General features: G+C 70.7%; 6 protein-coding genes. 2 read left to right on the top strand and 4 right to left on the bottom strand.

The window, feature by feature from the left end; genetic code table 11:
• Positions 1 to 291 precede the first annotated feature (291 nt).
• The 4 genes from ACZ4VL_RS32240 to ACZ4VL_RS32255 all read right to left on the bottom strand — a co-directional run bounded on the left by ACZ4VL_RS32240 (position 292) and on the right by ACZ4VL_RS32255 (position 5,586).
• Positions 292 to 732: a hypothetical protein gene (locus ACZ4VL_RS32240; RefSeq protein ID WP_468207095.1), complete on the bottom strand. Its 441-nt coding sequence runs from the start codon at positions 730 to 732 to the stop codon at positions 292 to 294.
• Positions 733 to 1,539: 807 nt separating this feature from the next.
• Entirely contained in the window at positions 1,540 to 3,333 is a 1,794-nt protein-coding gene (locus ACZ4VL_RS32245; protein WP_468207098.1) for an ABC transporter ATP-binding protein, read from the bottom strand.
• The gene (locus ACZ4VL_RS32250; RefSeq protein WP_468207101.1) at positions 3,330 to 4,148 is read right to left on the bottom strand and encodes an SDR family NAD(P)-dependent oxidoreductase; all 819 of its coding nucleotides are present in this window, start codon (positions 4,146 to 4,148) and stop codon (positions 3,330 to 3,332) included. The genes ACZ4VL_RS32245 and ACZ4VL_RS32250 overlap by 4 nt, the downstream gene beginning before the upstream one ends.
• Positions 4,149 to 4,185: 37 nt before the next feature.
• Positions 4,186 to 5,586, bottom strand: a complete 1,401-nt coding sequence (locus ACZ4VL_RS32255; protein ID WP_468207104.1) for a hypothetical protein — start codon at positions 5,584 to 5,586, stop codon at positions 4,186 to 4,188.
• A 522-nt stretch (positions 5,587 to 6,108) separates the two neighbouring features.
• On the opposite strand from ACZ4VL_RS32255, the gene ACZ4VL_RS32260 reads away from it, so the two are divergent.
• Entirely contained in the window at positions 6,109 to 13,584 is a 7,476-nt protein-coding gene (locus tag ACZ4VL_RS32260) for an SDR family NAD(P)-dependent oxidoreductase (protein ID WP_468207107.1), read from the top strand.
• A 49-nt stretch (positions 13,585 to 13,633) separates the two neighbouring features.
• Positions 13,634 to 15,982, top strand: coding sequence for an MMPL family transporter (locus tag ACZ4VL_RS32265; RefSeq protein WP_468207110.1), 2,349 nt, complete (start codon positions 13,634 to 13,636; stop codon positions 15,980 to 15,982).
• The last annotated feature ends 48 nt before the right edge of the window (positions 15,983 to 16,030 follow it).

Here is a 16,030-nt window from a genome sequence, read left to right on the forward strand (position 1 = left end):
AGGCCCTTCCTTCATGCACCGACCACGCGACGATCACCCGAACAGGAACCCTGTTCGACTGGCCAAGCCCGCTCAACGGAAAGCGGAAGCCTTCTGAGTGGCGAGCGACCAGTCGAGTTGCTCCGCCATGCCGCCCGCGTGGTGCATCGAAGTCGTCCATCGGTGCCAAGGACGGTGCTCGGTCACAGATGTTGTGACCGAGCGCGATACCTGGCCCTCATGGACAACCTCGGTGCTCGGCTCGGCGTCGGCAGAGCCGCCGCTCCCCGGGAGACGGCCCTGCGGCCGAGGTCAGCAGGCCCAGCTGTCGTGTCCTGGCGGGAGCTGTCTTCGCAGAAGGCTTGTGAACGCGCGACCGCACGCCAGCATGGGTTCGACGGGCAGGTCCACGTCGAAGCCTTCGTCATGGCCGCCTGTGCCGTAGGAGTTGACGAGATCCTTCGGGATGGCGGGGGTCCATGCGAGCAGTCGCTGCAGGACGCACTCCGAGAGGTGCAGCGCGAGCGCGACCCGAGCGGGTTCCGTCCCAAGGTGCTCGTCCAGACAGGACGAGACGAACCCCACGAAGCCGGTCGTGGCCTGCATCTCCCAATCGTCGCAGGCACCCGCCAACCACTCCGGGGCGTCAGCGAACGCCTTCGCCTCCTGCGCCAGCAGGTACAGCCACACTTCGGCTTGCTCGTCGCGAACCCAGAATCCAGAGTCGCAGTAGTACAAGTTCGAGGTGGCCATGCCGCGAGTAGACCACGCAGGAGCTGGGACCCACCACGGAACCCCCCGTCAGAGTCCTGATTGTCCCGCGGCTCCTTACACGGCACTGCGGGCCAACCATCACGCTCAGGGGCCACCTATCGTGCTCAGTGTGCGACTCGAAGTCGCTCCAGGTAAGTAAGGACAGTCATGTGAAGGAGGTATCGATCGGTGGTGCCTGCAGCGTGTCCTCAGCTCTCTGCCGCTGTGCCAGACGCCGCGGTCCGTGCGAGGACGTCGGCCAGCTGTCGGACGGCGTTCTCGGCGTCGGCGAACTGGTCCGGAGCCGGGTGGGAGGTGTGGAAGGTCCGTCCGGTCCGTCGCCTGCCGGCAGGGATCACCACTGGAGGACTGCGGTGGTGCTTCTGTGCAGGCGGCGAGAAACCAGGCGAGGCGGCCGTGGGTGCGGCCCAGGGAGATCGCCAAAGCAGCCAGAGCCTCGCGCAGATGCGCCAGCCGTTGCAGGTCCGAAAGGCTCGCCTGGCCGGATCTGCCCCAAATGGGCCTCGGCGAGGCCCTTGGCCGTCTCGAGCCCCAGAGCTCGATCGCCGGGTGTGAGATCCCACGCCTGGCCCCCGCCCTGCTGCTCCGCCTCTTCGATCAGCGCCGCGACCGCCGACTCCACGCCCGTGGCCTCACGACAGACCCTGCCCACGGGATGATCACCGCCGAGCGGCACCGTGCCTCGCCGCCCGGCCCGCGGCCGCAGGATCGTCCCTCTTCCCGTGCGACGATCCGGCCGCCCGGTGACGGTCAGCGGATCTACGGGTGTAGTTCAGGACCCGCAGCTCAGAGGTGGGTTATGGCGCCACCGGCGATGAATGCTCTGTAATGGCTGCTGGTGGCGAGCAGGTCTGCATGGCTGCCGGTGGTTGCTGTCCCGTCCTCTTCGAGCAAAATGACGTGGCGGGCGTTTCGAACGGTGGACAGTCGGTGGCTGGCGACGATGACGCAGCGGGTGAGCGCCAGATCATCGATGGCTCGGGTGATGCGGCGTTCGCTGCCTTTGTCGAGCTGGCAGCTCGGCTCGTCGAGCAGCACGATCTCGCTCTCCGTGAGGAGCACGCGGGCCACGGCCAGACGTTGGCGTTGACCGCCGGAGAGGTCCTGGGCCCGGCCGAGGTGGGTGTCGAGGGCCCGGGGGAGGGACAGGACGGCCTCGCGCAGGCCGACCGTCTCCAGGACGTCCAACAGCTCCTCGTCATCGACCGGTCGCGTGAGGCCGAGTCGGAGATTCTCGCGGACCGTCCCCTCCACCAGGATGGATTGCTGGTCGACGTAGGCGGTGCGCTGGCGCAACTCGCTGAGCGGCCAGTTGCCTGCGTGCCGCCCCAGGACGCGGATCTCGCCCAGGTCGGGTTCAACGAGACGGTTGATCAAGGTCAGCACTGTGGATTTGCCGGCACCCGAGGGACCGATGAGGGCGGTCAGGCCGATAGCGGGGACGTGGAAGGTCACGCGGTCCAGAAGCGGGCTGCCTCCGGGATGGGTGAAGGACACGTGCTCGAAGACCACGGCCGACCCTTCCCGGCCAGGCGGTCGCATGGCGGATGGTGCGATGTGGCCACTCTCCACCGGGAGGGCGAAGAGGCGCTGGAAGCGGCCTCTGGCGGCCAGACCGGTCTGCAGATGGCCGATCCCGATGGCGGCGACGGCGACTGGGGCGGTGAGGTGCAGCAGGTAGAGGAAGAAGCCGCTGAACGAGGCCAGAGACAGGTCCCCCCGCGTGATCCGCTGTCCGGCGGCCAGGCAGACGCCCAGGACCGCGACCTGCTGGCCCAGGCTCACGACCGGACCGATGAGGCAGTGGAGACGGGAGGCAGGCAGACATGCGGAACGTACGTCGGCCGCGGCGCGTCTAAGTTGCCGTCCGGCGACGGCCTCGTAGCGGCAGGCCTTGACGGTGATGAGCGCGGTGAGATGAGCGGTGAGGCTCTGGGCCAGTCGCCCGAGGGCGCGCTGCTGGGTACCCGAGAGATCCTTCATACGGGCCGTCATCAGGGCGACGCAAGCGCCGGCCAGACCGAAAGCGCCGGCGGCGACCAGGGTGAGCAACAGGTCGATGAGGGCCATGGCGGTCAGCGTGGCCGCAGTGGCGAGCAGCGCCACCGGGAGGTGAACGAGTCCGGTCTCGATGAGTGCGCGCAGCAACACGGCGTCCGAGGTGACCCTGGCAGTGAGGCTGCCAGTGCCCTCGTCGCGTACCGTACGCAGTGGCAGCCGCAGGACGTGGTCCACGGCTTGGCGGCGCAAGCGCAGCACAGCGCGCTCGCCCACTCCGGCCAGCAGCCATCCGCATAGGGCCTGAAACCCGGCTGCGCCCACGACCGCCGCGCTCATGCCCACGGCGGGACGAATGATCGACTCCTGCCGGGTGAGGGCGTCCGTCACGTCCATGGCCAGCCACGGCCCCGCCAATCCGGCAGCGGCCGAGGCGAGGGACAGCACGGCGGCCAGAGCGAGCAGTGCCCGGTTGCCGCGAAGGAGATCCTGGCCGATACGCAGGCCGGGGCCGGGCGGTGTGCTGCGGGTGGGGGAGAGGGACGTCTCGGTCGGTCCGGTGCGAGGCGTCGAGAGGGTCATGTCCCCGGGTCCACGGCGTGGCGGGCACCCTCCGCGGGAGGGATCGGCTGGTTGCGAGCGAGGTCCAGGCTGAACGCGGCGGTCAGGCTCCGGGGCAGGTGTCGCAAGCTCCAGGCGCAGGCCCGGTACCGGCGGCTGGGAATGCTGATTAGTCGACCTTTGGCGAGGTCCCGCAGGGCGGCGCTGACCACCTCCTCGCTACTCAGCCACATCCACGGGGGCAGGTGACCGACCGCCAGCCCCGCCCGCTGGTGGAACGCCGTACGGACGTAGCCGGGCAGCAGGGCCATGACGCGTACCCCGCTGCTCCTGACCAGGGCGGAGCGGGCGACGGACTCGGTAAAGGCGAGTACCCAGGACTTGCTGGCGGGGTAGGTGCTGGCGAGCCACGTCGGCCCGTAGGCGGCGACGGACGCGACGTTGATGACGGCGCCGGAGCCGCGGCGCATCATGGCGGGGAGAACGGTCCGGGTCGTGCGCAGCACACAACCGATGTTCACCTGGAGGAGGGCTTCTTCCGCCCCGGGGTCGCCGGTAGGGAAGGGCGCCGCAAGGGCGATGCCGGCGTTGTTGACCAGCAGGTCCGGGACGCTCCGGGCCAGACTGTCGGTGAGGCGGCGGCTGCCGACGGCGGTGGCCAGGTCGGCGGCCATGGTGGTGATCCGTTGGCCGTGGTGTCGCAACTGGTCAGCGGTGCTCTCCAGGTCTCGCCCAGTGCGGGCGACCAGGGTCAGGTCGTACCCGTCCCGGGCCAGGTGTGTGGCGAAGGCCAGTCCGAGGCCCGAGGTGGCACCGGTGATCACCGCTGTCGGCATGACGCTTCTTCTCTCCAGAAGGAGGGTGAGCTTCCGCTCATACCGGCTGGGGGACATCGTCGGGCGTGAACCGCACGGTTGTGCCGTACAGGTCGAGCAGGCCTCGGAAGGGTTGGGAGGGCAGGCCGGGCTTCCACAGCTCGACGGCCATCTCCCCGTGGTACAGCAGTGGCCAGCGCACGTAGGTCCGCGGGTCGTCCGCATTGTTGATCGCGTGCGAGCGGCGGACGGTGTTGCGGGCGATCTCGACGGTCAGGTCGGTGCCGCAGCCGAATCCGTAGGGGAACTCCTCGCGGTCCGCTTCCACGGTCTCGATCACCGCGTCGTCGCTGGAGGTGACGCCGACGTGGGCGTGGATGCCGGCCCTGATGAGGGGGACCTCGCGTTTCCCGTTCGGGTCCGGCACCCACATGCCGTCCGCGCCCTTGGTGACGCGGACGGTCGGGCAGGCCTCCATCAGGGCGCAGATTTCCCACGTCTCGACCGAGGGCTGCATCGGCAGCACGCCGCTCGGCGCCAGGACGCGCAGGCGCCGACCGCCGGCCAGGCGCGGCTCGACGGCCACGACCTGCTCGCGCGTCAGAGCTCGCTTGTCGACGTCCCAGGAACCCGAGGCGCTGACCACCAGGCAGTCCAACTCCGGATCGAAGGCGAACAGCATGCCCTCGCTGAAGCCCCGCACCCCCATGTAGACCTCGTACATGTCGGCCAGCTGTTCGGAGACGAAGTCGGATACCTTCAACGGCGGGGACAGCAGCCCCAGCGCGCCCATCCGGCGGCCTGCTTCAGCAAGTCGCTCGGGAGTAGTGCTGGCCTGCCAGGCCTCGGCAGTGATGGCGTCGCGGACGGTGTCGTAGTCCTCGGCGACCTGCTGGGCGCATGCCGCGGTGACCAGCCGATCGCGCATGCGGTCGGCGATATCGTCCACCTCGGTGGGGTGGCCGCCCTCCATGGTGCACAAGGTCACCTCCCGAACCCGGCCGGGAGTCTCACTGCGCGACACGAACAGGACCTTGGCCGCGCCCAACCGCCCCATGGCCGTGCGGGCCGTGGCGACGACCTCGGCATGGGTCAGGGCACTGATCAGTTCCGGCACTTCGACCACGGCGACGACGTGGCGCGGGTTGCGGCGCAGACCATGGCGCTGGCGCAGCATCGCGCTCAGCGGCGGGTAGCCCTCGGGGATCCGTTCCCGCAGGGGCTCGGGCCCGTCCGGGATCTCCCCGCACATGAGCACCAGGTCGACATCGCCATGGGAGCGGTCGAAGACTGTGTGGCCCTGCACCTCGAACGAGGCGACCAGGCGGTCCAGGAACGCCCGCAGCGCCGGCTGCCCCGCCGGCACCTCACCGATCACCTGCACCGTGCACGGACGCCACCAGCCGCAGGCCGTCAGGTCGCTGCGGACGGCGGGTGCGGCAACTGGTGAACTGCTCATGGCGTACCTTCCGGAAAAGTCGTCGAGGCCCCATCGGGTTGGGCCTTCGTCGGCACGGTTGTGCCCGGCCGCGCGGGAGTCGCGACGGCGACACGGATCCGCCTGCCTGCGCATGCGGAGGCAGGCGGGCCCTGGGGGCGCGTATCGGGACGACGGTGACCCTACCGGCGGCCGCTGGACCGGCGGCTTGCCACCGCCCTTCCGGGGGGCGACGGGCGGCAGCTTGACGCCACTCCACCTCCCGATTCGACATGTCCGCAGGTGGAGGCCGGTGGAGCCGCTACGCAGGTTCACCCCCAGTGGTGAATACGCCGGGGCAGTCAATGGCGCCGGCTGGCTGAAGTGGCCGTCGATGCGCGCCAAGATCACCCGCCGCGTTCCCCTGGACGGAGTAACGCGTGAACGGGCCGTGCCACCGCTCCCTAAGATCGCGGATGCTTCGGCGACGGAAACACGCACCGCCGGACCGCCATCGCATTCAGCGCACCGCTGCTGCCCCCTCTTGTGCACCGGGAGAACTCTGTGACCGTCGCCCCCGCGAACCCCGACAGGCAGGCCGTGGCGATCGTGGGCCTCTCCTGCCGATTGCCGGGTGGCATCTCCGGATTGGAGGACCTGTGGGAGGCGCTGCGGGAGGGACGCGACCTGGTGGGCGAGGTACCGCCCGACCGTTTCGATCCCGAACGGTTCGTCGACACGAACCGGCGCAAGAGCAACAAGAGCTACACGGCCGCAGGCGGGTTCCTGAAGGACGTGACCGGTTTCGACACCGGCTACTTCCAGCGGATCTCGCCGCGCGAGGCGGCGCGCATGGACCCGCAGCACAGGTTGCTGCTGGAGATGGCGGTCGAGGCCCTGGACGACGCCGGCATCGACCAGCTCGCGACCGCCGGCTCCGACACGGCGGTGTTCGTCGGCATGTCGAGCCACGACTACGCCGACCTGCAGGCCTCCGGCGCGGACGCCCCCAACGCGTACACGATGACCGGCCTCGCAGCCACCAACGCCGCCAACCGCATCTCCCACCTGCTCGACTGGCACGGGCCGAGCATGACGGTGGACACCGCCTGCTCCTCAGCGCTGACCGCCCTGCACCAGGCGTGCGAGACCCTGCGGGCGGGCCGGACTCGCATGGCGCTGGCCGGCGGAGTGAGTGTCCTGCTCAGCCCGTTCGGTTTCACCGGGTTCTCCGCCGCCTCCATGCTGTCGCCCACCGGCCGTTGTCGGGTCTTCTCGGCCGACGCCGACGGCTACGTGCGTGCCGAAGGCGGCGGCGTGGTGGCACTCAAGCGACTGACCGACGCCCTCGCGGACGGCGACCGCATCCACGGGGTGATCCTGGCGAGCGGCGTCAACAGCGACGGCAGTACCACCGGACTGGCCCTTCCCAGTGCCCAGGCACAGGCAGCGCTTCTGGAGCAGGTCTACGCCCAGGCCGGCGTGACGGCCGACGACCTCTGCTACTTCGAAGCCCACGGCACCGGCACCCCGGTGGGCGACCCGATCGAGTGCGACGCCATCGGGCGCGCCCTGGGCACCCGCCGCACCACCGGGCCGCTGCCGATCGGTTCGGTCAAGAGCAACGCCGGCCACCTGGAGGCCGCCTCCGGCATGGCAGGGCTGCTCAAGGCCCTGCTCGTCCTGCGCCACCGCCACATCCCACCGACCCTGCACGCGCAGCCGCTGAGCACCCACATCGACTTCGACGGCTGGAAACTCAACCCCTGCACCGAGGGCAGGCCCCTGGGCCAGGAGCGGCCGGTGGTCGGGGTCAACTCCTTCGGCTTCGGCGGCTCCAACGCACACGCCGTCCTCGCCGCCGCACCGGCGGTCCCCGTCATCGGCTCACCCGCGCAACACGGCGGCCCGCTTCCGGTGATGGTCTCGGCCCGTACCCCCGAGGCGCTGGAAGCCGCTGCCGCCGGCATGGCCGAGCGGCTGCGAAAGGAAGGCCCGGAGGGCTTCTACGACGCCGCGTGGACAGCCGCACGCCGCCGCACCCTCCACCCGCACCGGGCCGTCGTCCTCGCCTCCGACGCCCAGCAGGCGGCCGAAGCGCTGGAGGCCGTCGGGCAGGGCGCGCTCCCGCTGCCCGCCGCCACCGCCACCGGACAGGCGGTGACGGACGGCCGGGTGGTGTTCGCCTTCGCCGGCAACGGCTCCCAATGGGCCGGCATGGGCGCGGACCTCCTGCGCGAGGAGCCCGTCTTCCGCGCCGCGATCACCCGGGTCGACGACGCCCTCGCACCCCACCTCGACTGGTCGGTGCGCGAGGAGATGATCGCAGCCGACACCACCCGCATCCAAGCCACCGAGATCGCCCAGCCGCTGCTGTTCGCCTTCCAAGTCGGCCTGGTGGAACTGCTCAAGGCCCGCGGCATCCGCCCGGCAGCCGTCCTGGGCCACAGCGTCGGCGAGATCGCCGCCGCCCACGTCGCAGGCGCCCTCGACCTGCCCACCGCCGCTCGCGTGGTCGCCGAACGCAGCCGCGCACAGGCAGCCACCCGCAGCCAGGGACGCATGGCCGCCATCGGCCTTTCCGCGGAGGAAGCGGCCAAGGAACTCGCTCCCTACGCCGGTACCCTGGAGATCGCCGCCGTCAACGGCAACCAGGACGTCACCGTCTGCGGCCCCGAAGAAGACCTCCGCGCCCTGGGCCGTGACCTGGACCTACGTGCGGTGTTCTTCCGCATGCTGGAGCTGGACTACGCCTTCCACAGCCGCGCCATGGACCCCATCCAGGACGACCTGCTCGCCTCCTTGGACGGGCTGAGCCCCGCCGCCACCGGCATCCCCTTTGTCTCGACGGTCACCGGGGCCACCTGCCCGGGCGAGAACCTCGGAGCCCGGTACTGGTGGCGCAACGTCCGCGAACCCGTCCTCTTCGGACCGGCGCTGCGCACCCTGCTGGACGACGGCTACGACACCGTCGTCGACATCGGCCCCCACCCCGTCCTGCGGCCCTACCTCCGCAAAGCCACCAAGGACCTGGAGCGGCCGGCCCTGACCACGGGGACCTGCGCCCGCGCGGTGCCCGGGCCCGCCGCTGTCGACACCGCGGCCGCCCAGCTGCTGGCCGCCGGCGCCCGCGCCCACTGGGACGCCTTCTTCCCCCGGGCGGGCCGGACAGCGGACCTGCCCGCCTACCCCTGGCAGCGTGAACGGCACTGGCGCGGCGACCCCCAGTGGTGGCTGCGCGTCACCGGCGAGACCACTCCCGTCCAGCACCCCTTGCTGGGGGCGCGCGTCTCCGTTCAGCACCCTGCCTGGTCCACCCTGGTGGAGCCCACCCGGCTACCCTGGCTGACCGACCACCAGGTCGCGGGCGCCGTCGTCATGCCCGCCACCGCCTACCTGGAGATGGCGCTCGCTGCCGGCCGGCTCGTTTACGACGCCCCCGCCGAGGTCAACCACCTCCTCATCACCCGCGCCCTCGACCTGCCCTGGGACGACGACACCACCGACGTCCGCGTGCAGGTCTCCCTCCACGAGCCCGACCAGGCCCTGGAGATCGCCGCCCGTACTGGCGACGACCTTCCCTGGCAGCCGTACGCCCGCGCCCGCGTACGGCGCCTGCTGGCCACCGCACCGGCGTCCCTCGACCCCACCACCCTTCGCCAGCGTCTGCACACCCGGCTGGACGCGACCGAGCACTACGCCCGCGCCGGCCGCGCCGGCCTCGCCTACGGCCCCGCCTTCAAGGTCCTCACCGACATCCACCTCGGGGACGGCGAAGTCCTCGCCTCCTACACCCTGACCGAGTCCGCCGACGGCTACCACGTCCACCCCGCGCTGCTCGACGGAGCACTGCAGGCGGGTGGCTGCCTGACCACCGTCGAGGGCGAGTACCTGCCGTTCCTGCCGGTCGCAGCCGAAGCGCTCCGCCAGTGGAACACCCCACCGCAGAGCGGACTGGTCCACGTACGCCTGCGTGAAAGCGGCCCTCAGGAACTGTGCTGGGACATCACCCTCTGCGACACCGAAGGCCGGGTATGCCTCGAACTCACCGGCTGCCGGCTGCGCCGCATGGGCAACACGCCCAACGAACCCGTGCAGCACCTCGTCAACGTGCTGCGCGCTGCCCCCAGCACCACCATCCCCGTACAGCCCGCACCGCTGCCCTCGCCCACGGACTTGGCCCAGGCGTGCCTGCCCCGCCAGAGGCGGCTTGAGGACGCCTGGCGCGCAGAGGGCCACGGGGTCGGACTGCAACGCCTTCGTGAGTGCTGCGCCCGTCTCACCGCCGATGCGTTTGCCCAGCTCTTGCCGCCGGGTCAGACCGAGTTCGAAACCGGTGATCTGGTGGCGGGCGGCATGCGGCCCCAGCACGCCCGGCTGGCCGAACTGCTCGCACATGCCACCCGCGGCCTGATTCGCCAGACCCGACCGTCCCAGGGCGACCGCCCTGCCCGCTGGCACCTCCTCGACACGGACGGCCCCCCGCCGCTGGAGCTGTTCCAGCAGCTCGTACGGGACTTCCCCCACCAAGCGGTGGAGCTCTCTCTGTTCGGCCGGTGCTGTCTGCACCTGGTCGACGTGCTGCGCGGCAAGCGTGATCCGTTGACGCTGCTCTTCGACGAACCCGACCGCCACCTGATCGAGTACTTCTACAGCGACGCGGTCCAGCCCCGCTTCCACAACCAACTGCTTCGTGCACTGGTGCGGGAGCAGGTCCGCACCTGGCCGTCCGACCGGCCGCTGCGGATCCTGGAGGTCGGCGCCGGTACCGGCAGCAGTACGGCCCTGCTGCTGCCCCACCTCCCGGCCGAACGAACCGCCTACACCTTCACCGACCTGTCCGCCGGGTTCTTCCCCCACGCCAAGGCCCGCTTCGGCGACTTCGACTTCGTGGACTACCGGACCCTCGACCTCAACCAGGACCCCACCGAGCAGGGCTTTACCGAGGCTTCCTTCGACGTAGTGATCGCGACCAACGTCCTGCACGCCACCCGAGACCTGCGTGCGACCCTCGGGCGCATCACCCACCTTCTCGCGGACGGCGGGCAGCTCCTCGCCCACGAGACCCACGAACCCGGCCTGCTGGCACCCTGCTTCGGAACCCTCGACGGCTTCTGGGACTTCACCGACACGTCGCTCCGTCAGGACTCCCCTCTGCTGCCCGCAGACGCCTGGCAACCGCTGCTGCGGGAGTGCGGTTTCGACGAGGTCGCCCAGCTCGGACACGACGAGCCCCTGCCCGATCTCGAGTACTCAGTCCTCTGTGCCCGCCGAACCGAACGGGCCGCCACCGTCAGCCCCGCCCCCGTGGTGCTGTCGGCCGTCCAGGACACCCGCTGGCTGCTCGCTGGCGAGAGCCCGGACAGCGACCTGATCCGCACCCTCGCCGACGCCCTCACCTGCACGGGCGCCGACGTCCATCTCGCAGGTCTGGACGACGTCCCCCAGCACTGGGACCGGCTCGCGGGCGACCAGCAACCGCCGAACACCGTCCTGGTCTTCGACGCCGCGCAGTCCGCCGCCAGCCCCTCCCAGGCATCCGAACAGGCCGTCACCCGTCTCGGCGTGCTACGGGCCCTCGCCGGCCCCGCCTCGCACCTGTCGGCTGGATCCACCACCAACCTGTGGATCATCACCCGCCCCAGCGGCATCCACTCCGCCCCCGAACAGCCCCAGGTCCCCCAGGACGCAGTGCTGTGGGGCGCCACCCGCTCCCTGGCCAACGAGATCCCCCACCTCACCATCCGGCGCATCTCCATGGACGCCGGACCCCGCCCCACGGACGACGCCCGGCGCCTGGCTGCCGAACTGCTCCACCCCACCGACGAGGACGAGGTCGTCCTCACCCGCGGCGGACGCTTCGTCCCCCGCACCGTCGCCCTGCGTGCTGCCACCGACACCCACGACGCCCCCGCCCCGGTGCCCTTCACCCTGCGCCTGCACGACGCCGGACTGCACCCCCGGCTTACCTGGACACCCGACCATCCGCAGCAGCCCGCCGACGACGAGGTCACCATCGCCGTCGAAGCGGCCGCGCTCAACTACCGCGACGTCATGCTCGCCGTAGGCCTGCTGCCGCCGGGAGCAGAGACACCGCTGCCGGACGGCCCTGCCCTGGGCCTCGAATGCGCCGGCACGGTCATCTCCGTCGGTCGTACCGTCACCCATCTCGCACCGGGCGACCGTGTTTACGCGCTCGCACCCCGCAGCCTGAGTTCCCAGGTGACCGTCAACGCCCGCCTCGTCGGCCCCATCCCCGCCGGCATGACGTTCACCGAAGCCGCCACCCTGCCCGTGGTCTACTTCACCGTCCACCACGCTCTCGAACGCCTCGCCCACCTCCAGGCAGACGAGACCGTCCTCATCCACGGAGCCGCCGGCGGCATCGGGCTCGCAGCCCTCCAATTCGCCCGAGCACGAGGCGCCACGGTCATCGCCACCGCCGGCACCCCCGCCAAACGCGACCTGCTGCGCATGCTCGGCGTCCCCCACGTCCTCGATTCACGCACCCTGGACTTCGCCGAACAGGTCCGTGACCTCACCGGAGGCCAGGGCGTCGACGTCGTCCTCAACTCCCTCGCCGGCGAGGCCATCAGCCGCAGCCTGGAACTGCTGCGACCCGGCGGGCGCTTCGTGGAGCTCGGAAAGCGCGACATCTACGCGTCCACCCCCCTGGCCCTACGGCCCTTCGGCAACAACATCGCCTTCTTCGGCGTCGACGCGCACCAGCTCATCTCCAGCCGCCTGCCCCAGGCCGGCACCTGTTTCGACGAGATGGCACAACGGATCACTGAAGGCACCTACGGACCACTGTTGCACCTGGCCTATCCCGCCGCCCGGATCGGCGAGGCCCTACGCGCCCTGCAACGCTCCCGCCACCTCGGCAAGGTCGTCATCACCTTCGAGGAGACCCCGCCCCTCGACAGGACCCACCCGACCCTGCGGCTGTCCCCAGACTCCACCTACCTGATCACCGGCGGACTCAGCGGCCTCGGAGCCGCCCTCGCACACCGCCTCGTCGACCACGGCGCCCGCCACCTCGTCCTCCTGGGCCGCAGGGGCGCCGACACACCCGGCGCTGAGGACCTCATCCAGGCCCTGGCCGACCGCGGCGCCCAAGCAACCGCCCACACGGCCGACGTCACCCGCGAAGCAGACCTTCGCCGGGTACTGGACGCCATCGACGCCTCGTCCCGCCCGCTGCGCGGAGTGATCCACGCTGCGATGGCCCTGGACGACGCGCCACTCGCCGAACTCACCGACGAGCGCCTCCGCACCGCCCTGGAGCCCAAGATGCTCGGCGCAGCCCACCTGGACGCACTCACACGCGACCACGACCTCCACCTGTTCGCCACCTGCTCCTCCGTCACCACCTGGTTCGGTAACGCCTACCAGGTCAACTACACCGCCGCCAACGGCTACCTGGAAGCGCTCACCCGCAACCGCCGCGGCACCGGGCTGCCCGGCGCGACCGTGGCCTGGGGCGCCATCGGCGACACCGGCTACGCCGCCCGCCACGGCATCACCGACATGCTCGCCCGCCTCGGCCTGGACAACCTCACCCCCCGCGAAGCATGCACTGCTCTTGAGGACGCCATCGCCCGGGACACCGACGTCAGCGCCGCCGCCCGGATCGACTGGGCCCGCATCCGCAGCATGATGCCGGCCGTGCAGACCCCCAGGCTGGCCGGTCTCATCCCCGCCCACACTCCCCAAGAAGACGGCCCCGACCACCTGCGCCACCGTCTTGCCACCGCCACCCCCGACGAGGCCGTCAGTTTGGCAGCCGACGCCATCACCCAGGTCCTCGCCGACATCCTGCAGACCGACCCCGCCCGACTCGACCGCGACCGCCGCCTTGACCAACTCGGGCTGGACTCCCTCATGGCCGTCGAGGCCGTCATCGCCGCCCGCCGCCGACTGGGCTGCGAGCTGCCGACGCTGGAGTTCCTCAACGCCCAGGGCATCACCGACCTCGCAAGGCGCGCCTTGATCCGCCTCGGTTACGAAGCCCCCGGCCAGACCCCGCCCACCCGCTGATCCCGCCGACGTGCCTGCCCGTTCCCGCTTCAAGGAGGAGCCACCCGTGATGTGCGAGCAGTCCCAGCACCCCGACCGCTCGCACACCCCGGGCCTCCTCGCCGCGCTCGCCCGCTGGGCCGTGCGCCGCAACCGGCTGGTCCTGGCCGCTGCCGCGCTGTTCGTCGTCGTCGCGGGCCTGTTGTCCAGCGGCGTCTCCGCGTACCTCGGCGCCGGTGGCTGGATCGCCGACGACACCCCGTCGGCCCGTGTGCGCAGCATGCTCGGCCAGTCGCCCCACGGCGGCATGCCACCTCTCCTGCTCCTCGCCCGCACCACCGGATCCGTCGACGACGCCGCAGCGCGCAGCGCTGGCACAAGGCTCGTCGAGGACCTACGGCTCGAACCCGGCGTCACCGCTGTGGACTCGTACTGGACGGGCCCACTCGGTCCGGCCACCAGGGCCCAGCCGCCACCTCCCCCCGACCCGCTGCTGCGCTCCACCGACGGCCGTACGGCCCTCATCGCCCTGTGGTTCCAGGCGGACGAGCGCACCCAGCTCAACGTCTCGGAACGCGTGCTGGCCCGGGCCACCGGACACAACGGCCCACTGAAGACCCAAGCCGCGGGTCAGGCCGCCGTCACGCGCGCGCTGCAGCTCCACAGCGAGCGGGACTTGCTGCGCACGGAGCTGTTGGCCATGCCCGCCACCCTCGTGCTGCTGCTCCTGGTATTCGGCAGCATTCCGGCGGCGTTCCTGCCGCTGGCCGTCGGCGCCGTCGCGGTGACCGGCACCACCGTGATCCTGCGCGTCATCGTCACCGTCACCCCGGTGTCCGCTTTCGCCCTGAGCCTCACCACGGCCGTCGGCCTCGCCCTGGCCGTCGACTACAGCCTGTTCATGGTCGCCCGATACCGCGAGGAGACCGCCTCCGGCCTGTCGCACGATCAGGCCCTGATCCGCGCCACAGGCACAGCCGGGCGGACGGTCGTCGTCTCGGCGGGCATTGTCGCCGCCGCACTGCTGGGTCTCCTCGTGTTCCCGCTCACCCTCATGCGCTCCCTGGCCGTCGCGGGCATCAGCGTCGTCCTGCTGGCCGCGGCCGCGTCCCTTCTGATCGTCCCGGCGGCCCTCGCGTGCTTTGGCGAAGGTGCTGCGAAGCGGGACATTCTCGCCCGTCGGCGGAAGGCCGCCCGGGCCGCAGCCCGGTGGCACACCCTGGCCGTCGCCGTCATGCGCCGCCCCCTTACCGTCCTCACCATCACCAGCGCAGTACTGCTGCTGCTGGCCCTGCCCTTCCGCGACGTCGCCTTCGGCCTCAGCGACGAACGGGCTCTTCCCGCCGACTCCTCAGTGGCTCGGGCAATGCGAGACCTGCGAACCGACTTCCCCCAAGTCGGCACTGAGGTTGATGTCTTCCTGCCCGACTGGCACCCCACAGGCCACGACGGTGCCGCCCGTCTCGACGCCTATGCCCGCGGGCTCTCCGCCCTCCCCGGAGTGCAAGGACTGCGCACCGCAACCGGCACCTACGTGAACGGGACACCCCTGGGGCCGCTTTGCAAGCCCCCTTACGAAGCTGCCGCCGGCAGCCCGTGTGCAGGATTGCGGCAATTCACCTTGGACACCGGCACCTGGCTGGCCATCAGTTCCGCTCCCCGGCCCTACAGCGCCGCCGGCACCGACCTGCTACGTAGCATCCGCGCCCAGCTGGCTCCGGCACCCGCCATTACCGGTGGGGCCACAGCGGAGTTCCTCGACACCCGCACCGTAGTCTTCAAGCGGCTGCCCCGCGCCCTCGCCATCGTGGCCGTCGCGACACTGGTCCTCTTGTTCGTCTTCACCCGCAGCTTGTTCCTGCCCGTCAAAGCCCTCCTGATCAACCTCCTCAGCCTCACGGCGACATTCGGTGCGATGGTCTTCGTCTTCCAGGAAGGGCACCTGCGCTGGCTGGTCGGCGATTTCACCGTCACCGGTACGACCGACCTCATGCTGCCGTTGATCGCGTTCTTCCTCGCCTTCGGCCTGTCGATGGACTACGAAATCCTGCTCCTCGCGCGAATCAGCGAGGCGTACCACCGCACCCGCGACACGACCCGCGCGACAGCCGAGGGCCTCCAGGCCGCCGCGCCGCTCTTCACTGCCTCCGCCGCCGTGGTTCTCGTTGTCCTCCTGGCTCTCGCCGTGACCGAAGTGACCACCATGAAAGTCATCGCCGTCACCGTTACCCTGTCCGTCCTGCTGGACGCCGCAGTAGTTCGTCCCCTTCTCGTTCCTGCTGTGATGAAGATGGCGGGGACCGCCAACTGGTGGCTCCCAAACTCTTTGCGCAGCCGGCTGTCACCTCACCCGGACTCGCCGCCACATAGGCACCGCACCGCCTCGACGACTGCAGCCGACAACCCGGTGTCCACGTGATGGCCGCAGGCAAGCATTGTTGATATCAGTCCGGACACACCGAATCGG

It is taken from the genome of Streptomyces sp. NPDC029014 (genome assembly GCF_055564695.1).